We start from the raw sequence: 24,592 nt of genomic DNA on the forward strand, positions 1-24,592 counted from the left end.
TCCTTTTATTTTTGCGCCGCCAGCAGTTGGTCCAGGGTGGCCAAGAGCGGGCGGGTGATGGCGGCGGCGGCATTTCCGGCAGCGTCGGGCTGTTGCCGGCGGATGGCGTCGAAGATGGCGGCGTGGGCGGCGAAGTCGGGGTCGGGCAGCGCTTCGTCGCGGATGGAGTCCTGCACGCTTTGTCGCACGGCGCGGGAAAAATAGCGGTACAGGCCGGCCAGAGCCTGGTTGCCGCTGGCGTCGGCGATCGCCAGATGGAAGGCGATGTCGCGCTCGGCGTAGCTCTCCGGGGTGTCATCGTCCTGGCGGGCCAGCGTGTCCAGCGTCGCCGCGATGCGGAGCAGGTCGTCCGCGCCGGCGCGCTGGGCGGCCAGACGCGCCGCGCTTTCCTCCAGCAGGCAGCGCACTTCCAGGTGTTCGCGCAGGCTGGCGCGGCTGATGGCGCGCATCGCCTCGCCGGGATTGACGATGGCGCGCACATAGGTGCCATCGCCCTGGCGCACTTCCAGCAGGCCGGCGTAGAGCAGCACGCGGATGGCTTCGCGCACGGTGTTGCGGCTGATGCCCAGTTGCTCGGCCAGTTCGGGCTCGGTGGGAATGCGGCTGCCCACCGGCCAGCGGCCGTCGGCCAGTTGCCGGCCCAGGCTGTCCAGCGCGATGTCCACCAGCGAGCGTTTGGCGGCGCGATTCATGCGGAGACTCCTAAACATCCAATCATCCGATGAATTTTACCCACAAAGCGCAAGCTGGGTCAAAGACGGGGGTCAGGCGGTGGCGGAGAAGGTGCCGGAGGAGGACAGGCCGAGGCCTTGGCCGACCAGCAGCGAGTCCAGCGCATAGGGCGCGCCCAGCGAGTACACCAGCGCGTACATCGCCAGGCCGCTGATCTGCTGCGCGGACAAGGCGGAGTTGCCGGACGGGTAGCTGAGCAGGTTCTGCAGGTTGTAGGGGAAGGTGTCGTTGAAAGGCACCGATTGCGAACTCAATTGGCTGGAAAACTCCTGGTTCTGCAAGGCGGTCATTTCCTGGGCGATGGTGCCGTTGCCATAGGAGGCGTAGCTGTCGGCCAGCGAGTTCAGCGACTGCTCCACCGTGTACAACAGGTTGGCGGTGCCGTTGGAGTCGCTGTTGTAGGCGGTCTGCAGCGAGCTGGTGTTCAAGCTCAGCGTGCCGCCCAGGCCGTACTGGCTGGGGCTCTGGTAGCTCAGTCCGATCTGGCTGAGGCTGGTAAGCAGCGAGCTGCCGTTGCTGAAGCTGTTTTGCACTTCCTTGTTCAGCAACTGCGGCAACTGGTTGGCGATGGGATCGTTCTGCAGCGCGGCGCCGTTGCCCAGCAGGGTGTTGATGCTGTTTTGCACAGTGTTGAAGGCGTTGGCCAACGATTGCGCGTTGCTGTTGAGCTGGCCGAAGTCCACGTTGACCGCCACGGTACTGCTGCCGGTGGCCAGCAGATTGGCCGACACGCCGTTACCCAGCTGGATGCCCAGATTGCTGCTGCTGGCGCCGGAGGCACCGTTGATGGTGTAGCTGGCGTTGAGCGCGCTCTGGGTTTGCGCCAGGTTCTGGCCGCTGCCCGTCGCCAGGGTCTGGTCGAAAGCCAGACGCGACAGGCCGTTCTGATCGGTATTGTTGCCGTCGCTGTCGCTCACCGCGATGCGGAAGTTGTTGCTGCTGCCGGTGCTGGCGGCGCTGACCTGCAGCTGGTAGCTGCCTGACGCGTTCTGGATCACGTTGGCCACTACGCCTGCATTGGCTCCATTGATGGCGCTGGCGATGCCGGACAAGGTGCCGTTGGTGATGCTGACCGTCACCGGAGTGTCGTTGGCGGTGAAGCTGCTGGCCGAGGTGGAACTGGTGTAGGCGTAGCTGCCGGTGGTGATGGTCAGGCTGCCGGTGCCCACCGAGGTGGAGCTGGTGTCCGCCAGCGAAAAGCTGCTGGTGGCGCTTTGCGCCTGCGCCAGTTGCGATACCGTGAGCAGGTAGTTGGCATTCTGCGCGCCGTAGGAGGAGCTGACGCTGGCCACCGCCGGATTGCTGCTGCTGGCGCTGGCGTTGTTGAACTGAACGGACGGCGCATACAGCTGCTGCAGACTGCTTTGGAAGGTGTTGAGGTTGGACAGCAATTGGCCCAGGCCGGACAGCTCCACCTGCAGAGGATCGGTGGCGGCGGATGCGCTGGCGCTGCCGGCGCTGCCGCTTGAGCCCAGCAGCAGGCCGCTGGACAACAAACTGCTCAAGTTCGGCAGCAAACTGTCGAAAGACGAGAGAACTGAACTGTATCCAGACAAGGAGTTCATCACCAACACTCACAAGCCATACCTTGTTAAAGTGTAGACTATTGCGTCCAAGTCATTGTTGATTGGACGTTTTTCGGCGTCTGGATTGTTTATTTTTTGCGCCGCCGCATCAAACGGCAAAAACGGCATGGGGCCTGGCGCCATGCCGTTTCGCGCATCCGGGCGGCAGGCCGGGCTTACTTGGCCATCGCGTCCTTCACGCACTTCTTGGCGAAGCTTTGCTTGGCGGCGCCCGCCAGCTTCTTGTCGGCTGCCTTGGCGTCACAGCTGGCCTGGGCGGCGGCGGTATCCTTCTCGCATTTCCTCAGGAAGCTCTGCTTGGCGGCGCCCGCCAGTTTCTTGTTGGCGGCCTTGGCGTCGCAGGCGGCGTCGGCCAGTGCCAGATTGGCGCTGAACAGGGCAAACAGGGCGAGCAATAGCGATTTGCGCATGATGGGTAGTCTCCATGGCTGGGTTGTGGCCTGGGGCAGGCCGTTGAAAAGAGTTTATCCGTCTTTTTTCTGCCTGGCGTTCAGCCAGTAGACGGCGGTCAGCGCCGCCAGCGAAAACAGAAGCAGCATTAGCGCCAGCTGGTGTGCGGCGCCGTAATTGGCCTGTTCCACCTGATTGTACAGCGCGATCGAAATTACCCTGGTTTCGCCGTCGATATTGCCGCCTATCATCAGCACCACGCCGAACTCCCCCACGGTATGGGCGAAGCCCAGGCAGGCGGCGCTAAGTACGCCGCTGCGGCAGGACGGCAGGATCACGTGGCGCATCCGCTGCCAGCGGCCCGCTCCCAGCAGCCAGGCGCTTTCCAGCTCCTCCTGGCGCACCGCGCGGAAGCTGGCCAACAGCGGCTGCAGCACGAAGGGCAGCGAGTACAGCACCGAGGCGATGACCACGCCGTGAAAGGTGAAGGCCAGGCCGGGCAGGCCCAGGGAGGCGGTCAGCCTGCCCACCGGGCCGTGGGGACCAAAGGCCAGCAGCAGGTAGAAACCCAGCACTGTCGGCGGCAGCACCAGCGGCAGCATGGCGCCGGCTTCCAAGAACGGACGCAGCCGCGAACGGCTGCGCGCCAGCCACCAGGCGCAGGGGATGCACAGCGCCAGCAGCAGCAGGGTGCTGATGCACGCCAGCCTCAGGGTGAGGGCGATGGCGCTCCAGTCCTGTGGCGTCACGGCTTGAAGCGGTAGCCGGCCTGGGCCATCAGCGCGCGGGCCTGCTCCCCTTTGAGGAAGGCCATCAGCGCGTTGGCGGCCGGGCCGGCCTTGATCAGCAGCGCGTCCTGGCGTATCGGCTGATGCAGTTTTTCCGGCACCAGCCAATAATGATCGCGTATGCCTTGTTCCAGCAGTTGCGAATAGGCGACGAAGGCGAAGTCGGCGCCGCCGACCTCGGCGAACTGCATGGTCTGGCCGATATTGTCGCCGGTCAACAGCTTGGCTTGGACGGCGGCCTCCAGCTTCAGCGCCGCCAGGGTTTCCATCGCGGCGCGGCCGTAGGGCGCGGTGGCGGGATTGGCCACCGCCAGCTTGTTGAAGTTGCCCTGGCGCAGCGCGGCCTCGCCGGCGTCGCCGCGCTTCTTGCTCCACAGCGCCAACTGGCCATAGGCGTAGGTGAACTGGCTGGATGGCAGGCCGACGCCGGCGCGCGCCAGTTCGGTCGGGCGCTCGTTGTCGGCGGACAGGAACACGTCGAAGGGCGCGCCCTGGCGGATCTGCGACGCCAGCTTGCCGGAGGCGCCGGCGCTGGCCTTGACCTCATGGCCGGTGGCGGCCTTGAACGCCGCGGCTATCTTGTCCAGCGTTTGCTGGAAATTGCTGGCCACCGCCACATTCACGGTGTCGGCGAGGGCCAGCGGGGACAGGCAGAGGCACAGCAGGGCAAGGCGCAGGCGCGGCATGGCGGTGGCTCCGGAAAGATGATCTTGCCGTCATTATGCGGCCAAAATCGCCATGCTAGCCAGCGGCGAGGGGAGGGTGGCCGAATTGCAGGATTTGCTGCCAGTTGCAGGCCAGCAGGTCCTGCCAGCCCTGGCCGCTGCGTCCCTGTTCGGCTTGCGGACCCTGCAGGTTGACGCCGCCTCCCAGCAGCCGGCCGTCCCGCGCGTCTTCCAGTTGCACGATGCTGGATATCTGTTCCAAATAGGGGGAGATGCCGCGCACCAATGGCGATTGGCCATCGGTCTGGCGCGCGACGGACAGAGATGGCGGCAGGCTGCCGATTTCGCCCTGGAAGCTGCGCAGCGCCAGACGCAGCCTGGCAACTTGCGGGCCGGCTTCCTCGGCCTGGGGAATAGCCGACATCCAGGCGCGCAACAAGGCCTGCAGGCGCAGGTTCAGGCTGTTCCCCAGCGCGGTGGCCACCAGTTGCCAGCGGCCGTCCTGGCGCTGGTCCAGCAGCCACAGCGGCTCCAGCAGTATCGCCTGGTAGGGTTTGAGCAATTGCGCCGAGCTGGCGTAGACGAACTGGTGGTTGTGGCGGCCCTGGCAAAAAGCCTGCGGCGGCAGCGGATCGAGTCTGCCAGGATAATTGCGGGTCCGCGCCACCCGGCATAGCTCGCCCCAGGCGACCAGCGCGCAGCCGAAGTTGAAGAAAGGTTTCATCGCCGTCCGTAGTGTCGGTGGTTGATCCGCAGTGGCGGATTTCACTATGAAAATAGGCAAAAGCGCGAAGATCACTGTTGATGTGGGGCAAACTATCCTACGGAGGGACAGTCTGACCTGTCATGTCGTACAGGCCGGCTTGCTGGTATGATTCCGCCTTTGCCGCAGGAGCGGCCCAAGACACCGATTTTGCGACGCATTCAAATGAAAAAACTATCCGGCTTTCTGTTGCTGATCCTGCTGTGCGCGGCGGGCTGGCTGGGCTGGGCCGCGCTGCTGCCGGTCAAGCTGCCCGATGCGGGCTACAAGCTGCTGGTGGGGCCCAACCGCACCATGAAGCAGATTGCCCATACGCTGGAGCAGGACGGCGCCATCCGCAACCGCCAACTGATGGTGGCTTTGGCGCGGCTGTCCGGTTCCGACCGCAAGATCAAGGCCGGGCTGTACCGCTTCCAGGGATCGCAGAACATGCTGGATGTGCTGCAGCGGCTGGTGCAGGGCCACCCCGACGAGGCCAGCCTCACCGCGATAGAAGGCTGGACTTTCCGCCAGCTGCGCCAGGCGCTGGACCGCAACCCGGACGTGCGGCACGATGCGCAGAAGCTGGGCGACGCCGCGCTCATGCAGCGACTGGGCATGCCGGGGGCCAGCCCGGAGGGGTTGTTCTTCCCCAGCACCTATCTGTTCACGCCGGGCATGTCCGATCTGGACATCTACCACCAGGCGTTCGAGGTGATGCAGCAGCAGCTGAACGCGGCCTGGGCGGCCCGCAAGGCCGATCTGCCCTACAGTACGCCGTACGAGCTGCTGACCATGGCCAGCCTGATCGAGAAGGAAACCTCCAGCGATGCCGATCGCGCGATGGTGGCCTCGGTGTTCGTCAACCGGCTGAAGAAGGGAATGCGGCTGCAGACCGATCCCTCCGTCATCTACGGCATGGGCGAGCGCTACCGCGGCAATATCGGCAAGGCCGACCTGCGCCGCGACACGCCGTACAATACCTATACCCGCGCCGGCCTGACGCCGACACCTATCGCGCTGCCGGGCAAGGCGGCGCTGTACGCCGCCGCCCAGCCGGACGATTCCGACGCGCTGTATTTCGTCGCCCGCGGCGACGGCAGCTCGCAGTTTTCCAGCACCCTGGAGCAGCACAACCAGGCGGTGCGCAAATACATCTTGAAGAAAGGCCAGTAATGCCGACCGAGCAGCCAGCCCGACGCGGCCGCTTCATCACCCTGGAGGGGATAGACGGCGCGGGCAAGAGCACGCATCTGACTTTCATTCGCGACTGGCTGGCCAGCCGCGGCGTGGACGCGGTGTTCACCCGCGAGCCGGGTGGCACGCCGCTGGGCGAGGACATTCGCAAACTGCTGCTGGCGGTGGACAGCCAGGTGTCGCTGAACGCCGAGGCGTTATTGGCGTTCGCCGCGCGCCAGCAGCACATCGACGGCGTGATCGCGCCGGCGCTGGCGGCCGGGCGTTATCTGGTGTCCGACCGTTTCACCGACTCCACCTACGCCTTCCAGGGCGGCGGCCGCGGCATTCCCTTCGAGCGCATCCGCGTGCTGGAGGATTGGGTGCAGCAGGGGCTGCAGCCGGATCTGACGCTGCTGTTCGACCTGCCGCTGGACGTGGCGGCGCAGCGCATGTCCTGCACCCGGACGCTTGACCGTTTCGAGCAGGAGGCCGCCGATTTCCATCAGCGCGTGCGCGAGGCCTACCTGGCCCGCGCGGCGGCGGAGCCGCATCGTTTCGCCATGCTGGACTCCAGCCGCGGCATCGCCGAAATCCAGGCCGACATCGCAATCCATCTGCAGAACCTGTTGGAGCGCGGCTGATGCTGTATCCATGGCAGAACGATGACTGGCGGCGGCTGAACGCCGAACGCCAGCGGATGCCGGGCGCCTGGCTGTTCACCGGCAGCGCCGGCATCGGCAAGCTGGCCTTTGCCCGGCACCTGGCGCAGTCGCTGCTGTGCGAGTCGCCGCAGGCCGACCATCAGCCTTGCGGCCAGTGTCAGGGCTGCCGCTGGTTCGCCAGCGGCACCCACCCCGATTTCCGCCTGCTGTCGCCGTTCGCCGACGAGGAGGAAGAGGGCAAGGAGGCCAAGGCGGTGCGCAAGCTGCCGCAGATCAAGATAGAGGCGGTGCGCGACGTGATCGATTTCGCCCACCTGTCCGCCCATCGCGCCGGCCGCCGGGTGATCCTGGTGGAGCCGGCGGAGAACCTGAATCTGGCCGCCGCCAACGCCTTGTTGAAAATCCTGGAGGAGCCGCCGGAGTCAGTGCTGTTCCTGCTGGTGGCGCATGCGCCGCAGCGGCTGCTGCCCACCATCCGCAGCCGTTGCCGCCAGTTTGCGCTGGACCGCCCCAGCGCGCAGGCGGCGCTGTCCTGGCTGACGCAGCAGGGCATCGCCGATCCCGAACTGGAACTGGCCCATAACGGCGGCGTGCCGCTGTTCGACCACGATCCCGAACTGGCCGTGCTGCGGCAGCAATTCGTCAAGGGCCTGGGCCTGCCCAACTTCGCCGGCATGCTGCAACTGGCGGAGATGGTGGACAAGAACAAGCAGCTGTCGCTGCTGCAGCCGCTGAACTGGTTGCAGAAATGGCTGCATGATCTGGCCTTGCTGGGCCTGGCGGGCCGGGTCCGCTATTATCCAGATCAGGAGCGCGCGTTGTCGGCCTTGTCGACGCGCTGCGACACCGTGCAGCTGATGGCCTGCCAGCAGGCGCTGACCGCGCTGGCGCCGTTCTCCCAGCACACGCTGAACACCCGCCTGCAACTTGAGGCGGTATTGATGGATTACCTGAAGATTTTCGCCGGCGGCAAGGCCGGCTGAGAGCGAGAAGGGGCCCGAACATGGATGCCGCCAATACCCGGCAGGACCTGAACAATCCCAACCGTCCCGGCGTGCTGTCGCTGCACATCAAGGAGCGCAGCGCGCTGTTCGCCGCCTATATGCCCTTTGCCCGCAACGGCGGCATCTTTATCCCCACCAACAAGGAGATGCAGTTGGGCGAGGAAGTGTTCCTGCTGTTGACCCTGATGGAAGACCCGCAGCGCATCGCGGTGCAGGCCAAGGTGGTGTGGATCACGCCGGCTGGCGCCAACAACAGCCGGGTGCAGGGGGTGGGCGTGGAGTTCGTCTCCGGCGAGGCCGGCAAGCAGGCCAAGGACAAGATCGAGGCGCTGCTGGGCGGCGTGCTCAATTCCAGCCGGCCCACCCATACCATGTAGGCGGCGCGCCGCCGAATCCAACGCGGTAGGCGTGGTATCCTTGCAGGGTTCCCTTTAGAGTTTTGCGGCAGCCCCATCATGCTTATCGATTCCCATTGCCACATCAATTTCCCCGACCTGGCCGCACGGTTGCCCGAAGTGCTGGACAATATGCGCGAGAGCCGGGTGAGCCACGCGCTGGTGATAGGCGTCAGCCGCCCCAAATACCCCCAGGTGCTGGGATTGGCCGAAGCCCATCCCAACCTCTACGCCACGGTGGGCGTGCACCCGGACGATCCCGAAGCCGAGGAGTACAGCGAGGACGAGCTGGTGGAGCTGGCTGGCCATCCGCGGGTGGTGGGAATCGGCGAGACCGGCCTGGACTACCACTGGTGCAAGGGCGATCTGGAGTGGCAGCACCAGCGCTTCCGCACCCACATCCGCGCCGCCCGCCGCGTGAGCCTGCCGCTGGTGATCCACACCCGCGAATCCGCCGAGGACACCATACGCATCATGCGGGAAGAGCATGCCGACGAGTGCCGCGGCGTGATGCACTGCTTCACCGAGACCTGGGAGGTGGCGGAAGCGGCGCTGGCGTTGGGCTTCTACATCTCCTTCTCCGGGGTGGTGACCTTCAAGAACGCCAAGCAGGTGCAGGAAGTGGCACAGAAAGTGCCGCTGGAGCGGATGCTGATCGAGACCGATTCGCCGTATCTGGCGCCGGTGCCGCACCGCGGCAAGCAGAACGAGCCGGCCTATGTCCGCCATGTGGCCGAGTGTGTCGCCCGGCTGCGCGGCATATCGGTAGAGGAGGTGGCGACCGCCACCACGGAAAACTTCTTCCGCCTGTTCGCCAAGGCGGCGCGCTGATCTGATAAGGAGACTGCCATGCGGCAGCGCCTGACGGGATGGTTCCTGCTGGCGGCATCGCTGAGCGCAGCCGCCAACTGCGTCACTCTCGGCGGCCGCAGCTACTGCGCGCAGCCGGGCGGCCAGGCGGTGCTGCATCACGGCAACGCCTATTGCAGCGCCGGCGCCTGCGTGGTGGACGAGTTCGGCAATCTGTTCTGCTCGCCCTATCCCGGCGGCGGCGCCATCCGCGCCAAGGGCGCTTTCTATGCCGGACCGGGCATGTGCCTGCTGGCTCCGGACGGCAGCGCGCAATGCGCGGCCCAGCCTGGCGGCAGCTGCCAGGTGGGTCCGGGTGCCCAGGTGCAATGCGATGGCGGCGTTGTGGCGGCGCCGGCGCCGGCGGTGCGACCGCCCCTGTGCCAATGATCATGCAAGGAGCGTTGTGAATACTTTGGAAGTCACCATCCTGGGCTGCGGTTCCAGTTCCGGCACGCCGGCGATAGGCTGTGCCTGCGCCACCTGTTTGTCGGACGAGCCGCGCAACCAGCGCACTCGCGCCAGCGCCTACGTCACGGCGGGCGAGCTGGGTTTCCTGATAGACACCGGCCCGGACCTGCGCCAGCAGGCGCTGCGCGAGGGCTTGTCCCGGCTGGATGCGGTGCTGTACACCCATCCGCACGCCGACCACCTGAACGGCATCGACGATCTGCGCGCCTTCTGCTACCTCAGGCAGGGACCGATCTCGTTGTACGGCAACGACTTCACCATTTCCAATATCCGCGAGCGCTTCGGCTACGCCTTGCTGGCGCCGTCCAAGATGTGGGACAAGCCGGTGCTGCAGCCGGAAATCGTCAGCGGACCCTTCCAGCATCAGGGCGTCACCCTGACGCCTGTTCCGCTGCAGCACGGCAGTTGGCCCTGCCTGGGCTGGCGCATCGGCAATATGGCCTGGCTGACCGACCTGTCGCATATTCCGGACGACAGCTTGCCGCTGCTGGAGGGGCTGGAGCTGCTGTTCCTGGATTGCCTGAACCACGATCCTTACCCATCGCATCTGGGAGTGGGGCAGGCTTTCGACTGGGCGGCGAAGATCGGCGCCCGCCGCACGGTGCTGATTCATATGACCCACAAGCTGGAATACCATGCCTTGAGCGCGCAGTGTCCGCCTGGCGTGGAGGTGGGATTCGATGGCTGGCAGGCCAAACTGTCGATGGCATGATATCCATCATCTTAAAAAGATGATGGATATCAATGATTTGCGTTGATTATTTTTTCAGCGGAATTTTCTGTTCCAGCACCGCCACCGCGCTGATGGCGTTGTCCGGGCTGCCGTCCACTAGCTTGTCGGAGTAGGTGAGGTAGGTCAGCACATTGCGCTTGGCGTCGACTATGCGCACCACCCGCACATGCTTGAACACGAAGGACGCGCTCTCCTTGAACACCTGTTCCTGCTGCGGCAGCGGCTGGCCAAAGCGGATCGGCCCCACCTGGCGGCAGGCGACGGAGAAGCGCGACGGATCCTTGGCCAGGCCCACCGCCCCCTTGTAGCCTCCGGTCTTGGCGCGCGACACATAGCAAGCCACGCCCTGCACCGAAGGATCGTCGAAGGCCTCCACCACCACCTTGTCGTTGGGGCTGAGCAGTTTGAAGGTGGTGGACACTTCGCCCACTTCTTCGGCCAGCGCCGGAGCGGACAGGCAGGCGAGCAGCAGGATTGTCTTTTTCATCCGGGTTTTCTTCCGCGATAGATTGGGATGCGAACCGACTGCGCCCGAGCGCGGCGCGGCCCATTCCGCCGATTGTATGGAATGCCGGCGTCCGGCTCAAATCCGTTCGCTTGCGCCGTTGTGAAGCGCGTCCAACTCGTCGGCGACGAAGTGGCCGATCATGGCGCGGTAGACGGCGGCGGTCAGCGCGGGATCGGCCCCCAGTTCGCCGGCCAGCCGTTCCACCCGCCGCATCACCTGACCAGTCCGCTTGCCGCCTTCCACCTCCCGGCAGCCGTTCTTGTGCTGCGCGGCCTGGCGCACATAGATGCCGCGCTCGGCGATCAGGGTTGCCAGCGCGCGGTCGATGCGGTCTATTTGTCCCCTGGCGTCATCCAGGTTCTGGCATCGGAAAATACTGTTCATAGGTTGATTCCCTAAATATGGCGAGGCTTGGGCGGCGCTAGGCCGCGCGGGCGGGGCGGGTGGACCGCCAGCACAGCAGCGAGCCGGCGGCGACCATCGCCGCGCCCTGCCAGAAGGCGAAGGACAGCGCGGTGCTGAGGATGGCCGAGGCCAGCGCCGAGGACAGCACCGGAGTGGAATAGGATGCGGCGACCAGCAGCATCATATTGCCCTCGGCGATGGCGATATTCCACGCCGCGTAGCCAGCGGCCATCACCACGGCGGCCAGCAGCAGGATGGCGATGGACGACAGCGCCGGCATGGCGAGGCTTTCCCGGCTGAGGCCGTATTGGAGCCACAATGCCAGCGCGGTCAGCGCGAAGAAGGGCGCAATGCCGTTCTTGCCCTGCGACAGCCGCTTGGTGAAGGTGCAGTAAGCCGCCCACAGCAGCGCGCCGGCGAGGGCCAGCGAATAGCTGAGCGGGTTCTGCAGCGCGTTGCGCAGAATGCCTGCCGGCGACAGCGCGCCGCCGCTCATGATCCAGGCTACGCCCAGCAGCGACAGGCAGAGGCCGGGCAGCAGCAATGGCCCGGCGCGCTGGCCGTTGAACGCCACGGCCATCAGCACGGTGAAGCAGGGCCACAGATAGTTGACGATGCCCAGCTCTATCGCCTGCATCCGGTTCTGGGCAAAGCCCAGCGCCAGAGCCAGCGCGATTTCGTAACAGGCGAATAGTCCGCCGCCGAGCAGCAGGTAGCGCGGCGGAAAGTCGCGCAGGCGCGGCCAGCCCAGCACGGCTGCCAGCAGCGCGGCGCTGACGCTGTACATCAGCGCCGCGCCGCCTATCGGGCCGAAATTTTCGCTGAGCAGGCGGATCAGCGGCGGAACGGCGCTCCACAGGATGACGGCCAGCAGCCCGAGCCAGGTGCCGCGGTGCGATGAGGCATGGATTGGCATGGCGTTTCCATCGGATGGCGGCAAGGACGGCGGCGGCGCCGTCGTCCTTTGCGCCGTGTTGAATTAGTAGTAGTTCAGGCCCATCGCGGTTTTCACTTCGGCCAGCGTGGCGGCCGCCACGTCGCGGGCGCGGCGGGTGCCGGTCTTCAGCATTTCCAGCACCGCGGCCGGGTCGCGCGCGTATTGCTCGCGGCGCTCGCGTATCGGCGCCAGCAGGCTTTGCAGGCACTCTTCCAGATGCCGCTTGATCACCGTGTCGCCCAAGCCGCCGCGCTGGTAGTGGGCTTTCAGCTCCGCCACCAGCGCCTGGTCCGGATGGAACACATCCAGATAGCTGAACACCACATTGCCCTCCACCTGGCCGGGATCGGCCACCCGCAGGTGATTGGGGTCGGTGTACATCATTTTCACCGCCTGGCGGATTTCATCGGCGCTGGCGGACAGGGTGATGGTGTTGCCCAGCGATTTGGACATCTTGGCCTTGCCGTCTATGCCCGGCAGGCGCGCGCCGACTTCCGGCACCACCGCGCGGGCTTCCACCAGCACGGTCTGATCCACGCTCGCGTTGAAGCGGCGCACGATCTCGTTGGTCTGTTCTATCATCGGGATCTGGTCGTCGCCCACCGGCACGATGGTGGCCTTGAAGGCGGTGATGTCGGCGGCCTGGGCGGCCGGGTAGGTGAGGAAGCCGGCCGGAATGTCGCGTTCGTAGCCGCGCTGCTTGATCTCGTCCTTGATGGTGGGATTGCGCTCCAGACGCGCCACGGTCACCAGATTGAGGTAGTAGGACGCCAGCTCGGTCAGTTCCGGCACCAGGCTCTGGATGAAGATGGTGCTTTTGGCCGGGTCTATGCCCACTGCCAGATAGTCCAGCGCCACTTGCAGCACGTTGTCGCGCACCTTGAGGTAATTGCCCATATTGTCGGTCAGGGCCTGGGCGTCGGCCAGCAGCAGGAATTGCTTGCAGCGCTCCTGCAGGATCACGCGGTTCTTCAGCGAACCCACATAGTGGCCCAGATGCAGCTGGCCGGTGGTGCGGTCGCCGGTGAGGATGATGTCGCTGCTGCTGATGGCGTCTAGATTCATATCGGTCTCCGTTGGGGTTGGGAGAGGAGGCCGACAGGGGGAACTGGGGAGGGGACTGTCAAAAACAAACCCGGTGCGCCTTGTCGGCAGCCTCCGGGTTTTTGCGTGCGCGTTTCGCCGGTGCCGCCTAAGAGAGGCGCCACCACCAGAGCTGGATTGCGAATGCGGATGCGGTTTTCATGGCTTCATCAAAACATGAGGCGCGGGACGGCGTCAAGCCTCGGCTTGCAGCAGGAAGCCGGCGGCGGGGCGTTCGGAGGAATAGGCGCGGTTGGCGGAGCGCTGCCGGGCCGGCGAGGAAGGATGGCTGGCTTGCAGGCTGGCCGGAGCATTGGCGAGGGCGAACAGCGGCGCGCTGTGCGGCGGATTCTGCAGCACGGTGCGGAACAGCATCTCGGCGAACTCGTGTTGCTGCTCCGATGTGAGCTGCCGCCCCGCCTGCACGCCGGCCAGCTGTTGCGGCCAGACGCGCGCGACAGCGATGGGCGGTTGGTTGAAGTCGGGGATGTTCATCGTTGCTCTCGTTAGGTTTCGGCTGGGATGACGGCTCCTTATTTTTGAGAGTGTTTGGTTTTTATTGTTCCTGGAATGACGGGAAATTTACAAATAAACAAAGGGATAGCGTTTTATTCCTGTTTGCGCGAATGGCATGTCCGGCTTGCGGGGCTTGTCCGCGCACCGATTCGCCGCAACCATGGCGCCTGCGTACTGGAAATGGATGGAAGCTGAATGAAAGCGAAACGAAGCGAGGGCGGAGGGCTGGTGTACTCCACCGAGCATGGCCGCATGTGTCCGCAGTGCCGCCAGCCGCAACAGCAATGCGTTTGCGCGGCGGAGGCCGAGCCGGCGGGAGACGGCATCGCGCGGGTGGCGCGCGAGACCAAGGGCAGGGGCGGCAAGGAGGTGACGGTGGTCAGGGGCTTGCCGCTGGCTGCGGATGCGCTGGCTAAGCTGGGCAAGCAGCTGCGGACGCGCTGCGGCAGCGGCGGCACCGCCAAGGACGGCGTGCTGGAGATCCAGGGCGACCATGTGGAAACCGTGATGGCCGAGCTGGCCAAGCACGGTTTCAAGGTGAAGCGCGGCGGCGGTTAGCGCCGCCGCGCGGCTGGTTGGCGCAGACCACCTGGTTGCCGGGCTGACCGGGCCGGGATCAGAACTTACGTCCCAGCGCCGCTTTGTGCATGATGGTGGAGGCGATCTCTTCGATCGATTTGTGGGTGGTGCTGATGAAGGTCACGCCGTGGTGGCGGAACATCGATTCCGCTTCGTTCACCTCGCGCCGGCAGTTGTCCATGCTGGCGTATTTGGAGTCCGGCCGGCGTTCCGAGCGAATATTGTGCAGCCGGGCCGGGTCGATGGTGAGGCCGAAGATCTTGTCCTTGAACGGCAGCAGCAGCTTGGGCAGCGTCGGGCTGCCCAAGTCTTCCGGCGTCAGCGGATAGTTGGCGGCGCGTATGCCGTACTGCAGCGCCAGGTACAGGCAGGTAGGGGTTTTGCCGGAGCGCGACACCCCCACCAGAATCACGTCCGCCTCGTCCAGATCCTTCAGTTTGACGCCGTCGTCGTGGTTCAGCGAGAAGTTGACCGCCTCCATGCGGTGGTCGTACTTTTCCTCGTTGACCATGCCGTGGGCCTTGCCCACCGACAGCGACGCCTTCTGGCCGATTTCGGCCTCCAGCTGGCCGATGAAGGTTTCGAAGAAGTCTATCAGCACCACATTGTTCAAGCGCAGCGCCTCGCGCACCTCCGGATTGACTATGCTGGTGAACACCAGCGGGCGCAGATGGTCGCGCTCGGCGATGTCGCTGATGCGCTGCGCCAGCGCCTTGGCCTTGTCCACGGTATCGACGAAGGGCACGGTATCGCGCTTGAAGTCCAAGGTGTCGAACTGGGTCAGCAGCGTGTGGCCCAGCGACTCGGCGGTGATGCCGGTGCGGTCGGAGATGAAGAAGGCGGAGCGGCGATGGGACATGATGCACCTTGGCAAAGTGTATTTGGTTGCGGCAAAGTGTATACCGATGCAAGCCTTGACGATACCTGCGGACATGCGCGGCTTTTCGCGTGTAATCAACGCGCTACATGACATTTGAGTTGAGTGCCGGATGGTTTGCGGATCAACCATTTGATTGTATTGGATTAAACAATTTTCTTGTCGCATAAAATCTTGTGCAGTGCAAAAGTTGCTACGCAATTGGCACGTAATTCGGCTAGAATGCGGCCCTATCGTCCCAATCCAACACAGGAAGTGAAGTGATGGCAGAGAACTACGTCATCTGGTTCGAGAAGCTGCGCATGACCGACGTGGAAGAGGTAGGCGGCAAGAACGCCTCTCTCGGTGAAATGATCAGTCAGCTGGCCGGTTCCGGCGTGCGGGTACCGGGTGGCTTCGCCACCACCGCTCAGGCTTATCGCGATTTTCTTCAGCATAACGGCCTGGCGGACAAGATCAGCGCCGCGCTGGCCAAGCTGGATATCGACGATGTCAGCGAACTTGCCCGCATCGGCAAGGAAATCCGCCAGTGGATCATCGATACCCCGTTCCCTGCCAAGCTGGACGCGGACATCAAGGAGGCCTGGGACCAGATGGTGGCCGATGCCGGAGGCGCCGACATTTCGGTGGCCGTCCGCTCTTCCGCCACCGCCGAAGACCTCCCCGACGCCTCGTTCGCAGGCCAGCAAGAAACCTTCCTGAATATCCGCGGCCTTGACAACGTCAAGGACGCGATGAAGCACGTCTTCGCCTCTTTGTACAACGACCGCGCCATCTCCTACCGCGTGCACAAAGGCTTCGCCCACGACGTGGTGGCCCTGTCCGCCGGCGTGCAGCGCATGGTGCGCTCGGATACCGGCGCCGCCGGCGTGATGTTCACCATCGACACCGAATCCGGCTTCGAGGACGTGGTGTTCATCACCGCTTCCTACGGCCTGGGCGAAACCGTGGTGCAAGGCGCGGTGAACCCGGACGAGTTCTATGTGCACAAGCCGACGCTGCAGGCCGGACGGCCGGCGGTGCTGCGCAAGACCATGGGCTCCAAGCTGATCAAGATGGAGTTCACCGACGCCTCCCAGGCTGGCCGCTCGGTCAAGACCGTGGATGTGGCGCCGGAGTTGCGCAAGCAGTTCTCGATCAGCGACGACGAAGTGGCCGAACTGGCCCGCTACGCGCTGATCATCGAGAAGCACTACGGCCGCCCGATGGACATCGAGTGGGGCCGCGACGGCGTGGACGGCAAGCTGTACATCCTGCAGGCGCGTCCGGAAACGGTTAAGTCGCAGGAAGACCGCAAGGACACGCTGCGCCGCTACCGTCTGAACGGCAAGTCCGAGATCCTGTGCGAAGGCCGCGCCATCGGCCAGAAGATAGGCCAGGGCACCGTGCGCACCATCCGCGACGCGTCGGAGATGGATCAGGTCAAGCCGGGCGACGTGCTGGTGACCGACATGACCGATCCCGACTGGGAGCCGGTGATGAAGCGCGCCGCCGCCATCGTCACCAACCGCGGCGGCCGCACCTGCCACGCCGCCATCATCGCGCGCGAGCTGGGCATCCCGGCCGTGGTCGGTTGCGGCGACGCCACCCGCGTGCTGAAGGCTGGCATGCAAGTGACGGTGTCCTGCGCCGAAGGCGACACCGGCAACATCTACGATGGCCTGCTGGATGTGGAAATCATCGATCTGGAACTGGACAAGATGCCCAAGGCGCCGGTAAAGATCATGATGAACGTCGGCAACCCGGAACTGGCGTTCGACTTCGCCCAGTTGCCCAACGAAGGCGTCGGTCTGGCGCGGATGGAATTCGTCATCAACCGCCAGATCGGCATCCACCCCAAAGCGCTGCTGGAGTTCGACAAGCAGGCCCCGGAACTGCAGGCGGTGATCGCCGACCGCATCGCCGGCTACGCCAGCCCGGTGGACTTCTACGTCGACAAGATCGCCGAAGGCGTGTCCACGCTGGCCGCGGCGTTCTGGCCGAAGAAGGTCATCGTGCGCATGTCGGACTTCAAGTCCAACGAGTACGCCAACCTGATCGGCGGCCAGTTGTACGAACCGCACGAGGAAAACCCGATGATCGGCTTTCGCGGCGCGGCGCGCTACGTGGCCGAGTCGTTCCGCGACTGTTTCGAGCTTGAATGCCGCGCCATCAAGAAGGTGCGCGACGTGATGGGCCTGACCAACGTGGAAGTGATGATCCCGTTTGTCCGCACCCTGGCCGAAGCCGGGAAAGTGGTGGAAATCCTGGCGGAAAACGGCCTCAAGCGCGGCGACAACGGCCTGCGCCTGATCATGATGTGCGAGTTGCCGGCCAACGCGGTGTTGGCCGAGCAATTCCTGCAGCACTTCGACGGCTTCTCGATCGGCTCCAACGACATGACCCAGCTGACGCTGGGCGTCGACCGCGACTCCGGCGGCCCGATCGCCAGCACTTTCGACGAGCGCAACGAGGCGGTCAAGGCGATGCTGTACATGTCGATCCAGGCTTGCCGCAAGCTGGGCAAGTACGTGGGCATCTGCGGCCAGGGCCCGTCCGACCATCCGGACTTCGCCAAGTGGCTGGTGGAAGAGGGCATCGAAACCGTGTCCCTCAACCCCGACACCGTGGTGGAAACCTGGTTGTACCTGGCAAAGGAACTGAACAGCTGATTCGTCGGCCGTCGGTCCATCAGTGAAAAACCGCCCGGCGACGGGCGGTTTTGTTTTGCCTGGACTGGCGCGGGATCAGTTGGGCTCCCTGCCATCGGGCGGGGCGGGCTGTATCTGTTTGACCTTCTCGATCAGCCGCTCGGTTCCTCGCTCCCGCTCCGCCTCCAGTATCAGCCGGCTTTCCTCGGCCTCCCTTTCCGCTTCCAGCGCTTTCTGTTCGGCATCCTGCAGCAGCGTGTTGACGGTGTCGAAATCGAAGAAGTCGCGGGTATTGATCAGGCGTTCGGCGTAGTAGACCACATTGTCGCCATCGGCCAGCAGCAGCGCCGGCGCGGTGTAGCCGCTGAGCGGGAATTCGGCAATCAGCACGCCGTAGCGCTTGTGGAAGTCGCGCCCGCGCAGCGTGGACAGCAGCGCCACCTGCGGCAGGCCGTGTTCCTGGCGCGCCCGCGCCAGCGACGATGGCGAGTCCACCGTGATCACGATCAGCTTCAGGTGCGGCCAACGTTCGGTGAAGCGCCGGGTTTCGCGCAGCAGGAACAGCCCGGCATGTTCGTCTTCGTCCACCGACAGCAGGGTCAGGATCAGCTTGGGCGCATTGGCGAAGCTCTCCAGCGCCACGTCGCGCTTATGATCGTCCACCAGCATGAAACTGGGCAGATAGTCGCCGACTCGCGGAAAATCGCCGATGACCGGCAACATTTCGTCGCCGTATTGCAGCCAAAAATCGCTCATATAGGCCTCCTCCATATTTTTCATCGTGGACGAGAGCAAGGCAAAATCAAGCGATTGCTTCTAGATGCAACAAAAAAACCGCCTGGCGGCGGGTGTGGCTTCAGCGCGTCTGCGGCAGCGGCTCGGGCAGCGGCTCGGGCAGCGGGATCGGGGGCGAGGCTGCGGCGCTTGCCGGCGGCGTCTCGCCGTTCAGCACTTGCTGCATCCGCGGCACGTCCAGCGCCTTTTCCCACTTGGCGATCACCACGGTGGCCACGCCGTTGCCGATCAGGTTGGTGATGGCGCGCGCTTCCGACATGAAGCGGTCTATGCCGATCAGCAGCGCCAGGCCTTCCACCGGCAGCTTGCCGCCCAGCGTCGCCAGCGTGGCCGCCAGGGTGATGAAGCCGCCGCCGGTCACCGCCGCCGCGCCTTTGGAGGTCAGCAGCAGCACGCCGATGATGGCCAGCTCTTCTCCCAGGCTTAGGTTCACATTGGTGGCCTGGGCGATGAAGATCGCCGCCATGGTCAGATAAATGGAGGTGCCGTCCAGATTGAACGAGTAGCCGGTGGGCACCACCATGCCGACCACCGGCTTGGTGCAGCCCAGGTTTTCCAGCTTCTTCATGATGCCGGGCAGCGCCGATTCCGACGACGAGGTGCCCAGCACCAGCAGGATTTCTTCCTTGATGTAGACCAGGAAGCGCCACAGGCTGAAGCCGGAGAGGCGGGCGATGGCGCCGAGCACGATGAAGACGAAGGCCAAGCAGGTCAGGTAGACGCAGGCCATCAGGAAGCCCAGCTGCTTCAGCGAGCCGATGCCGTACTTGCCTATGGTGAAGGCCATCGCGCCGAAGGCGCCGATCGGCGCCAGCTTCATCAGCATATTGATCACGCCGAATAGCGCGTGCGAGAACTCGTCCAGGATGTGGACGATGTTCTTGCCGTTGTCGCCCATCTTGGTCAGCGCCAGGCCCAGCAGTACCGAGAAAGTCAGCACTTGCAGGATCTCGCCGCTGGCGAACGCGCCCACCACGCTGTCCGGAATGATGTGCAGCAGGAAGTCCACCGTGTTCATGTCCTTGGCGCCGGCGGTGTACTTGGCGATGTCCTTGGCGTGCAGCGTGTGCGGGTCGATGTTGAGACCGGCGCCGGGCTGCAGCAGGTTGACCACCACCAGGCCGATCACCAGAGCCAGCGTGGTCACCGCTTCGAAATACAGCAGCGATTTGACGCCGACGCGGCCGACTTCCTTCATATCGCCCATTTTGGCGATGCCCACCACCACGGTGGTGAAGATGATGGGGGCGATCAGCATCTTGATCAGCTTGATGAAGGCGTCGCCCAGCGGTTTCATCTTGGCGGCGAAATCAGGCATGAAGCTGCCCAGCAGCACGCCCAGCGCGATGGCGATCAGCACCTGCACGTAGAGGCGCGAATAGAACGGAGTCTTGGTTTGCATGGTTGTCCCGACTGGCGTTGATGGCATGGAATGCGGACTCTTGTTGGCCCATTTGCATCCGATGCTAACAACTGACTCAAGCCGGGAGCATTGTCGATATCCCTATCCGGGATAACCCTGACGGCGTATCCGCTATGAATAGGCTCAGTGCAGCTGCTTCAGATAGGAGGCGAAGCCGCTGAGCAGCATCTCCACCGAGATGGCGGTCAGCACCAGGCCCATCAGCCGCTCCAGCGCGGTGATCGCCTGTTCGCCCAGCAGTTTTTGCAGCCGGCTGGAAAACAGGAAGGTGACGGTGGTGACCAGCATGCAGATGGTCAGCGCGCCCATCCACTCCAGCATGCGGCCCGGCTCGCGGGTGGACAGCAGCAGCACGGTGGCCATCGCCGACGGTCCGGCGATCAGCGGAATGGCGATGGGGACGATGAAGGGTTCGCCGTGCAGCTTGTCGCCGCCGAACACGCTGCCTTCGCCGGGGAAGATCATCTTGATGGCGATCAGGAACAGGATCACGCCGCCGGCGATGCGCATCGATTCGTCGGTCAGGTGCATCAATTCCAGGAAATTACGCCCGAACAGCATGAAGATGGTCAGCACCAGGAAGGCGATCAGGCATTCGCGATAGACCACCCGCTTGCGGCGTTCGGGCTTCACCTGCTTTAGCGCGGAGATGAACAGCGGGATATTGCCCAGCGGATCGGTGATCAGGATCAGCAGGATGGTGGCGGATAGAAAAGAGGTTTGCATGGCGGCGCGCTTGAAGGTGGTTTCGGCCGTGATTATCTCATGCCGCTGGAGTGGCCGCGAGCGCGGATGCGACTGAAAATTAGCTGTTTTTATGGTTTCTTTAACCAGCGGCGGCCAAGAAAAATGCCGCCCGGCCCTGAGGGCGGAGCGGCATGGGCCTAGGCGGGCGGCGCTTACAGCTCTTCGCCGGGCAATTCGGCGCCGGCCGCTTCTGCGTCGTCGTTCTTCTGCTTGCGGGCGCTGCCTTCCACCATATTGATCACGAACAGGCGGCAGGCCAGCGAGCCGTTGTACAGCGGGGTACGGCGCTTGGGCGACAGATGGATCAGCTTGCCAAGGCGCAGGTCGCCGCTGAATAGGCAGGCGGTCCAGCCGGCGAAATGAGCCTTCAGCCAATCGCCCAGCAGCGGATACCACTCGGCCAGCTGGTCCAGTTCGTCCAGGCGCACGCCGTAGGGCGGGTTGCTGACGATCAGGCCGGCCTCTGCCCCCGGACGCACGTCCAGGATGTCGTCGGGTTTGGCTTCCACCAGGCCGGATAGGCCGGCGCGCTCCAGGTTGGCGCGGGCGATGGCGATCATCTTCTTGTCGCGGTCGGAGCCGCGGATGTCCAGCGCGGCCGGCGCTTTTTCCGCCTGGCGGGCGGCCAGTTGCAGCGACTCCCAGCCCACCTGGTCGAAACTGGCCAGCGCTTCGAAGCCGAAGCGGCGGTTGCGGCCCGGCGCGCGGTTGAGCGCGATGTCGGCAGCCTCCACCAGGAAGGTGCCGCTGCCGCACATCGGGTCGATCAGCGGTTTGTCGCCGTCGTATCCGGCCAGCATCAGGATGCCGGCGGCCAGGTTTTCGCGCAGCGGCGCTTCGCCGGCCTCTTCGCGCCAGCCGCGCTTGAACAGCGGCTCGCCGCTGGTGTCGAGGTAAACGGTGGCGGTGTCGGCGGTGAGGAACACGTTGACGCGCACGTCCGGTGCGCGGGTGTCGACATTGGGGCGGCCCAGCTGCGCCTGGCGGAAGCGGTCGCAGATCGCGTCCTTAACCGTCAGCGCGATGTAATCCAGGCTCTTGACCTGGGCAGCAATGCCGTCGGCCTTCAGCTTGATGGTGCGCGATACGTCGAACCAGCGCGGCCAGTCCACGCTCAGCGCCAGGCGGTAGATGTCTTGCTCGGCGTGATAGGGGCCGTGCGCCAGGCGCAGCAGCACGCGGCTGGCGGTGCGCGAGTGCAGGTTGACCGCCATCATCAGGCGCGCGTCGCCGCCGAAGGCCACGCCGCCGTCGGCCGGCGCGATGTCGCCTGCGCCCAGCGCCAGCAGTTCGTCGGCCAGCAGCTGCTCCAGGCCGCGCGGGCAGGGCGCGAACAGCGCCAGCTTGCTGTCCAGCCGGCCGGTGACGGTGATTTCCGGCTTGTTGCCGGTGGTCTGCCATTGCGGCTTGTCGTGGCGGCGCTGGTCAAACTGCTGACGGCGCTCCGGACTGTCTACGCGGTGGCTGTCGCCGAACGGTTGCAGGCCTTGCGACGGGTGCTGGCGCGGGCGCTCGTCGTGATGGTCCTCGCGGCGGAAGCGGTTGTCGCGCTCGACACTGTCGCGTTCGGCGGATGGTTTGCTGAACAGCGGCTTGCGCGGCGCGTTCTCGTCGCGCGGCGCGCGCTCGGCGCGGGCGTCGTGCTGACGGTCCTCGCGCGGCTGCCATTGCGGTTTGTCGTCGCGGCGGAAACGGTTGTCGCGGTCGGCGTAGGACTGGCGCGGGACGTTTTCATTGCGCGGCGCGCGCTCATGGCGGTCTTCGCGCGGCTGCCATTGCGGCTTGTCTTCGCGCGGCGGGCGGGTGTCGCTGCTGCCCTCGGCCTTGCCGAACAGCTTGCGCGGGGCGTTTTCGTCGCGCGGGGCGCGCTCGGCGCGGGCGTCGAGCTGACGGTCCTCGCGCGGCTGCCATTGCGGCTTGTCGTCGCGGCGGAAGCGGTTGTCGCGCTCGCCTTCGGGCTTGCCGAAGGGTTTGCGCGGACCATTGTCGTCGCGGTTTTGCCATTGCGGCTTGTCGTCGCGGCGGAAGCGGCTGTCGCGCTCGCCTTCGGGCTTGCCGAAGGGTTTGCGCGGACCATTGTCGTCGCGTTGGGGGCGGTCGTTGCGCGGCGCGCGGTCGTCGCGGTTTTGCCATTGCGGCTTGTCGTCGCGGCGGAAACGGCTGTCGCGCTCGCCCTCGGGCTTGCCGAAAGATTGGCGCGGGCTGTTGTCGTCGCGGCGCTGCCACTGCGCCTTGTCGCCTTCGGCGCGCGGCTTGAACTGTCGCGGCGCGTCGTCGGTATGCAGCGGCTTGCGGCCGGATGGGCCGCGGTCGCGGCTGTAGCGCTTGTCCTGCGACGGGTCTTCGCGGCGGAAGGCCGGCGCGCGTTCGGCTCCGTTATCCGCCGGCATCGGCTTGCGGCCGGAAGGACCGCGGTCGCGGTCGTAGCGCTTGTCCTGGAAGCCGCCCTCTTGCGGCGGCCGTTGGTCCGGGCCGCGCTTGTCGAAACTGCGCTCGCCCTGGCGCGGCTGCTGCTTCCAGTCGGGCTTGCCCGGTCCCGGCCGCTGGCCGGAGTAGGGCGCGCGCGGATTGCTGGCGTCGTGGCGTTTTTCGAAACGCGGCGGCTTGTCGCCGGCGGAGGGCGGGTTCTGGTTTCCGCCAGCCGGCGAGTTGGCCGAGCGTTCACGGCTGGTTAAATCGCGGCGCTGGTTGGCGCGCTGGCGGGAACGGAAACTGGACATTGAAACGACCTCGAAATGATCAAACTTGTAAGTAATCCTTTAATTTTAACGTATTTAGCCGCCGCCTGCTTGGTGATGCTCGGGCTTTCCGCTAACATGATCGGTTCGATTGGATAATGGATTGCAATGCTGCACAGCAATTTTGCCACCCGCCTGGTGGACTGGCAGCGGCTGCACGGCCGCCACGACTTGCCTTGGCAGGTCAGCGACCCTTACCGGGTATGGCTGTCCGAGATCATGCTGCAGCAGACTCAGGTGAAGAGCGTGCTGGATTACTACCCGCGCTTCTTGGCCCGCTTTCCCGATGTGGCGAGCCTGGCCGCCGCGCCGGTGGACGACGTGCTGGCGCAATGGAGCGGCCTGGGCTACTACAGCAGGGCGCGCAATCTGCACAAGGCGGCGCAGATGGTGATGGCCGAGTTCGGCGGCAGCTTCCCGCCCGAGCGCGAACAGCTGGAGCGGCTGCCCGGCGTCGGACGCTCCACCGCGGCTGCGATTTCCGCCTTTGCCTTCGGCCGCCGGGAAACCATTCTAGACGGCAATGTCAAACGGGTGCTGGCGCGCTGCTTCGGCGTGGAAGGCTTCCCCGGCGACAAGGCGGTGGAAAAGCGGATGTGGACGCTGGCCGAAGGCCTGCTGCCCGAGCGCGACGGCGACATTGGCCCCTATGTGCAGGGCTTGATGGACCTGGGCGCCACCGTGTGCGGCCGCGGTAAGCCGGTCTGCGGCGTCTGTCCGATGGCGGACGGCTGCGTGGCGGCGCGCGAGGGGCGCACCGGCGAATTGCCTGTGCCACGGCCGAAAAAGATTCAGCCGGTGCGGCAGACGGTGATGCTGCTGGCGCGCCATGGCGACAAGGTGTGGCTGCAGCGCAGGCCGCCCACCGGGATCTGGGGCGGTTTGCTGTCGCTGCCGGAGTTCGACACCACCTTCGCGGCGGAAGACTGGCTGCAGCGCCGGGGCGCAGGCGATCTGCTGCCGGCCTGGCCTGAGCTGGAGCATGTATTCACCCATTTTCGCCTGATCATCACGCCCCAGCCGGCAAGGCTGGACGCGTTGCGGGCCGCGGGAGCCTCCGAGCCGGACGGCCAGTGGCTGCAGATTGATCAGGCTGTCGATGCCGGCGTGCCGGCGCCGGTGAGGCGCTTGCTGCTGAGGCTGGCGTCGGCCGATTGA

26 protein-coding genes are annotated in these 24,592 nt (G+C 65.1%); 10 read left to right on the forward strand and 16 right to left on the reverse strand.

Translation table 11 applies throughout. The annotated features are described in order from the left end of the window. Positions 1 to 5: 5 nt before the first annotated feature. From BI347_RS05030 to BI347_RS05055, 6 genes are all read right to left on the reverse strand, one after another. Entirely contained in the window at positions 6 to 692 is a 687-nt protein-coding gene (locus BI347_RS05030) for a FadR/GntR family transcriptional regulator (protein WP_083338708.1), read from the reverse strand. A 72-nt stretch (positions 693 to 764) separates the two neighbouring features. Beyond that, a complete protein-coding gene (gene fliD / locus BI347_RS05035; RefSeq protein WP_158020738.1) occupies positions 765 to 2,237 on the reverse strand; it encodes a flagellar filament capping protein FliD in 1,473 nt (490 codons plus the stop codon). A 236-nt stretch (positions 2,238 to 2,473) separates the two neighbouring features. Further along, the gene (locus tag BI347_RS05040) at positions 2,474 to 2,728 is read right to left on the reverse strand and encodes a hypothetical protein (RefSeq protein ID WP_071114163.1); all 255 of its coding nucleotides are present in this window, start codon (positions 2,726 to 2,728) and stop codon (positions 2,474 to 2,476) included. Between the two features lie 54 nt (positions 2,729 to 2,782). Next, entirely contained in the window at positions 2,783 to 3,457 is a 675-nt protein-coding gene (gene modB / locus BI347_RS05045; protein ID WP_071115432.1) for a molybdate ABC transporter permease subunit, read from the reverse strand. Then, the gene (gene modA, locus BI347_RS05050; RefSeq protein WP_071115433.1) at positions 3,454 to 4,182 is read right to left on the reverse strand and encodes a molybdate ABC transporter substrate-binding protein; all 729 of its coding nucleotides are present in this window, start codon (positions 4,180 to 4,182) and stop codon (positions 3,454 to 3,456) included. Before modA ends, modB begins: the two co-directional genes overlap by 4 nt. Positions 4,183 to 4,237: 55 nt before the next feature. Further along, positions 4,238 to 4,885 carry a DUF3313 family protein gene (locus BI347_RS05055; protein WP_071115434.1) on the reverse strand — a complete coding sequence of 216 codons (648 nt, stop codon included), beginning with the start codon at positions 4,883 to 4,885 and terminating at the stop codon, positions 4,238 to 4,240. Positions 4,886 to 5,089: 204 nt separating this feature from the next. Here BI347_RS05055 and mltG point away from each other — a divergent pair, with 204 nt between their 5' ends. The 7 genes from mltG (at position 5,090) to BI347_RS05090 (ending at position 10,175) form a co-directional block, all read left to right on the forward strand. Further along, positions 5,090 to 6,079: an endolytic transglycosylase MltG gene (gene mltG / locus BI347_RS05060; protein WP_071114159.1), complete on the forward strand. Its 990-nt coding sequence runs from the start codon at positions 5,090 to 5,092 to the stop codon at positions 6,077 to 6,079. Next, the gene (tmk, locus tag BI347_RS05065; RefSeq protein ID WP_071114158.1) at positions 6,079 to 6,723 is read left to right on the forward strand and encodes a dTMP kinase; all 645 of its coding nucleotides are present in this window, start codon (positions 6,079 to 6,081) and stop codon (positions 6,721 to 6,723) included. Before mltG ends, tmk begins: the two co-directional genes overlap by 1 nt. Continuing rightward, positions 6,723 to 7,727, forward strand: coding sequence for a DNA polymerase III subunit delta' (locus tag BI347_RS05070; protein ID WP_071115435.1), 1,005 nt, complete (start codon positions 6,723 to 6,725; stop codon positions 7,725 to 7,727). Before tmk ends, BI347_RS05070 begins: the two co-directional genes overlap by 1 nt. 20 nt (positions 7,728 to 7,747) lie before the next feature. Beyond that, a complete protein-coding gene (locus BI347_RS05075; RefSeq protein ID WP_071115436.1) occupies positions 7,748 to 8,125 on the forward strand; it encodes a PilZ domain-containing protein in 378 nt (125 codons plus the stop codon). 78 nt (positions 8,126 to 8,203) lie between these two features. Next, the gene (locus BI347_RS05080) at positions 8,204 to 8,974 is read left to right on the forward strand and encodes a TatD family hydrolase (RefSeq protein ID WP_071115437.1); all 771 of its coding nucleotides are present in this window, start codon (positions 8,204 to 8,206) and stop codon (positions 8,972 to 8,974) included. Between the two features lie 18 nt (positions 8,975 to 8,992). Continuing rightward, positions 8,993 to 9,382 carry a hypothetical protein gene (locus tag BI347_RS05085; RefSeq protein WP_071114155.1) on the forward strand — a complete coding sequence of 130 codons (390 nt, stop codon included), beginning with the start codon at positions 8,993 to 8,995 and terminating at the stop codon, positions 9,380 to 9,382. A 16-nt stretch (positions 9,383 to 9,398) separates the two neighbouring features. Next, the gene (locus tag BI347_RS05090) at positions 9,399 to 10,175 is read left to right on the forward strand and encodes an MBL fold metallo-hydrolase (RefSeq protein WP_071115438.1); all 777 of its coding nucleotides are present in this window, start codon (positions 9,399 to 9,401) and stop codon (positions 10,173 to 10,175) included. Between the two features lie 46 nt (positions 10,176 to 10,221). On the opposite strand, the gene BI347_RS05095 is transcribed toward BI347_RS05090, so the two are convergent. The 5 genes from BI347_RS05095 to BI347_RS05115 all read right to left on the reverse strand — a co-directional run bounded on the left by BI347_RS05095 (position 10,222) and on the right by BI347_RS05115 (position 13,624). Continuing rightward, positions 10,222 to 10,683 carry a CreA family protein gene (locus tag BI347_RS05095; RefSeq protein WP_071115439.1) on the reverse strand — a complete coding sequence of 154 codons (462 nt, stop codon included), beginning with the start codon at positions 10,681 to 10,683 and terminating at the stop codon, positions 10,222 to 10,224. Between the two features lie 96 nt (positions 10,684 to 10,779). After that, complete coding sequence (locus BI347_RS05100; RefSeq protein WP_071115440.1) at positions 10,780 to 11,088, reverse strand: chorismate mutase; 309 nt, start codon at positions 11,086 to 11,088, stop codon at positions 10,780 to 10,782. 37 nt (positions 11,089 to 11,125) lie between these two features. Beyond that, a complete protein-coding gene (gene yddG, locus BI347_RS05105; protein WP_071115441.1) occupies positions 11,126 to 12,025 on the reverse strand; it encodes an aromatic amino acid DMT transporter YddG in 900 nt (299 codons plus the stop codon). Between the two features lie 63 nt (positions 12,026 to 12,088). Continuing rightward, on the reverse strand, positions 12,089 to 13,111 hold the full coding sequence (gene trpS / locus BI347_RS05110) for a tryptophan--tRNA ligase (RefSeq protein WP_071114151.1): 1,023 nt from the start codon (positions 13,109 to 13,111) through the stop codon (positions 12,089 to 12,091). A 213-nt stretch (positions 13,112 to 13,324) separates the two neighbouring features. Further along, the gene (locus tag BI347_RS05115; RefSeq protein ID WP_071114150.1) at positions 13,325 to 13,624 is read right to left on the reverse strand and encodes a hypothetical protein; all 300 of its coding nucleotides are present in this window, start codon (positions 13,622 to 13,624) and stop codon (positions 13,325 to 13,327) included. 216 nt (positions 13,625 to 13,840) lie between these two features. Here BI347_RS05115 and BI347_RS05120 point away from each other — a divergent pair, with 216 nt between their 5' ends. Further along, on the forward strand, positions 13,841 to 14,203 hold the full coding sequence (locus tag BI347_RS05120) for a translation initiation factor Sui1 (RefSeq protein ID WP_071114149.1): 363 nt from the start codon (positions 13,841 to 13,843) through the stop codon (positions 14,201 to 14,203). 58 nt (positions 14,204 to 14,261) lie between these two features. Here the strand turns inward: BI347_RS05120 and ppsR are convergent, their stop codons facing one another. After that, on the reverse strand, positions 14,262 to 15,083 hold the full coding sequence (gene ppsR, locus BI347_RS05125) for a posphoenolpyruvate synthetase regulatory kinase/phosphorylase PpsR (protein ID WP_071114148.1): 822 nt from the start codon (positions 15,081 to 15,083) through the stop codon (positions 14,262 to 14,264). 281 nt (positions 15,084 to 15,364) lie between these two features. Between ppsR and ppsA the strand changes: the two genes are divergently transcribed. Beyond that, entirely contained in the window at positions 15,365 to 17,752 is a 2,388-nt protein-coding gene (gene ppsA, locus BI347_RS05130; protein WP_071115442.1) for a phosphoenolpyruvate synthase, read from the forward strand. Between the two features lie 75 nt (positions 17,753 to 17,827). Here ppsA and BI347_RS05135 read toward each other — a convergent pair whose 3' ends face one another. The 4 genes from BI347_RS05135 to BI347_RS24900 form a co-directional block, all read right to left on the reverse strand. Further along, positions 17,828 to 18,487: a redoxin family protein gene (locus tag BI347_RS05135; protein ID WP_071114169.1), complete on the reverse strand. Its 660-nt coding sequence runs from the start codon at positions 18,485 to 18,487 to the stop codon at positions 17,828 to 17,830. 100 nt (positions 18,488 to 18,587) lie between these two features. Next, complete coding sequence (locus BI347_RS05140) at positions 18,588 to 19,928, reverse strand: dicarboxylate/amino acid:cation symporter (RefSeq protein WP_071115443.1); 1,341 nt, start codon at positions 19,926 to 19,928, stop codon at positions 18,588 to 18,590. Between the two features lie 144 nt (positions 19,929 to 20,072). Then, a complete protein-coding gene (locus BI347_RS05145; RefSeq protein WP_071114145.1) occupies positions 20,073 to 20,675 on the reverse strand; it encodes a MarC family protein in 603 nt (200 codons plus the stop codon). A gap of 173 nt (positions 20,676 to 20,848) precedes the next feature. Then, complete coding sequence (locus BI347_RS24900) at positions 20,849 to 23,416, reverse strand: THUMP domain-containing protein (protein ID WP_071115444.1); 2,568 nt, start codon at positions 23,414 to 23,416, stop codon at positions 20,849 to 20,851. A gap of 129 nt (positions 23,417 to 23,545) precedes the next feature. On the opposite strand from BI347_RS24900, the gene mutY reads away from it, so the two are divergent. Next, a complete protein-coding gene (mutY, locus tag BI347_RS05155) occupies positions 23,546 to 24,592 on the forward strand; it encodes an A/G-specific adenine glycosylase (RefSeq protein ID WP_083338942.1) in 1,047 nt (348 codons plus the stop codon).

This window comes from Chromobacterium sphagni, assembly GCF_001855575.1.
Taxonomy (GTDB): domain Bacteria; phylum Pseudomonadota; class Gammaproteobacteria; order Burkholderiales; family Chromobacteriaceae; genus Chromobacterium; species Chromobacterium sphagni.

Coding starts and splice junctions, on each gene's coding strand:
- BI347_RS05085 (WP_071114155.1), top strand. CDS start 8,993: ATGCGGCAGCGCCTGACGGGATGGTTCCTGCTGGCGGCATCGCTGAGC.
- modA (WP_071115433.1), bottom strand. CDS start 4,182: ATGCCGCGCCTGCGCCTTGCCCTGCTGTGCCTCTGCCTGTCCCCGCTG.
- yddG (WP_071115441.1), bottom strand. CDS start 12,025: ATGCCAATCCATGCCTCATCGCACCGCGGCACCTGGCTCGGGCTGCTG.
- BI347_RS05140 (WP_071115443.1), bottom strand. CDS start 19,928: ATGCAAACCAAGACTCCGTTCTATTCGCGCCTCTACGTGCAGGTGCTG.
- BI347_RS05100 (WP_071115440.1), bottom strand. CDS start 11,088: ATGAACAGTATTTTCCGATGCCAGAACCTGGATGACGCCAGGGGACAA.
- ppsA (WP_071115442.1), top strand. CDS start 15,365: ATGGCAGAGAACTACGTCATCTGGTTCGAGAAGCTGCGCATGACCGAC.
- trpS (WP_071114151.1), bottom strand. CDS start 13,111: ATGAATCTAGACGCCATCAGCAGCAGCGACATCATCCTCACCGGCGAC.
- mltG (WP_071114159.1), top strand. CDS start 5,090: ATGAAAAAACTATCCGGCTTTCTGTTGCTGATCCTGCTGTGCGCGGCG.
- BI347_RS05145 (WP_071114145.1), bottom strand. CDS start 20,675: ATGCAAACCTCTTTTCTATCCGCCACCATCCTGCTGATCCTGATCACC.
- BI347_RS05030 (WP_083338708.1), bottom strand. CDS start 692: ATGAATCGCGCCGCCAAACGCTCGCTGGTGGACATCGCGCTGGACAGC.
- BI347_RS05115 (WP_071114150.1), bottom strand. CDS start 13,624: ATGAACATCCCCGACTTCAACCAACCGCCCATCGCTGTCGCGCGCGTC.
- BI347_RS24900 (WP_071115444.1), bottom strand. CDS start 23,416: ATGTCCAGTTTCCGTTCCCGCCAGCGCGCCAACCAGCGCCGCGATTTA.
- ppsR (WP_071114148.1), bottom strand. CDS start 15,083: ATGTCCCATCGCCGCTCCGCCTTCTTCATCTCCGACCGCACCGGCATC.
- BI347_RS05120 (WP_071114149.1), top strand. CDS start 13,841: ATGAAAGCGAAACGAAGCGAGGGCGGAGGGCTGGTGTACTCCACCGAG.
- BI347_RS05055 (WP_071115434.1), bottom strand. CDS start 4,885: ATGAAACCTTTCTTCAACTTCGGCTGCGCGCTGGTCGCCTGGGGCGAG.
- BI347_RS05040 (WP_071114163.1), bottom strand. CDS start 2,728: ATGCGCAAATCGCTATTGCTCGCCCTGTTTGCCCTGTTCAGCGCCAAT.
- BI347_RS05080 (WP_071115437.1), top strand. CDS start 8,204: ATGCTTATCGATTCCCATTGCCACATCAATTTCCCCGACCTGGCCGCA.
- BI347_RS05070 (WP_071115435.1), top strand. CDS start 6,723: ATGCTGTATCCATGGCAGAACGATGACTGGCGGCGGCTGAACGCCGAA.
- tmk (WP_071114158.1), top strand. CDS start 6,079: ATGCCGACCGAGCAGCCAGCCCGACGCGGCCGCTTCATCACCCTGGAG.
- BI347_RS05095 (WP_071115439.1), bottom strand. CDS start 10,683: ATGAAAAAGACAATCCTGCTGCTCGCCTGCCTGTCCGCTCCGGCGCTG.
- BI347_RS05075 (WP_071115436.1), top strand. CDS start 7,748: ATGGATGCCGCCAATACCCGGCAGGACCTGAACAATCCCAACCGTCCC.
- BI347_RS05135 (WP_071114169.1), bottom strand. CDS start 18,487: ATGAGCGATTTTTGGCTGCAATACGGCGACGAAATGTTGCCGGTCATC.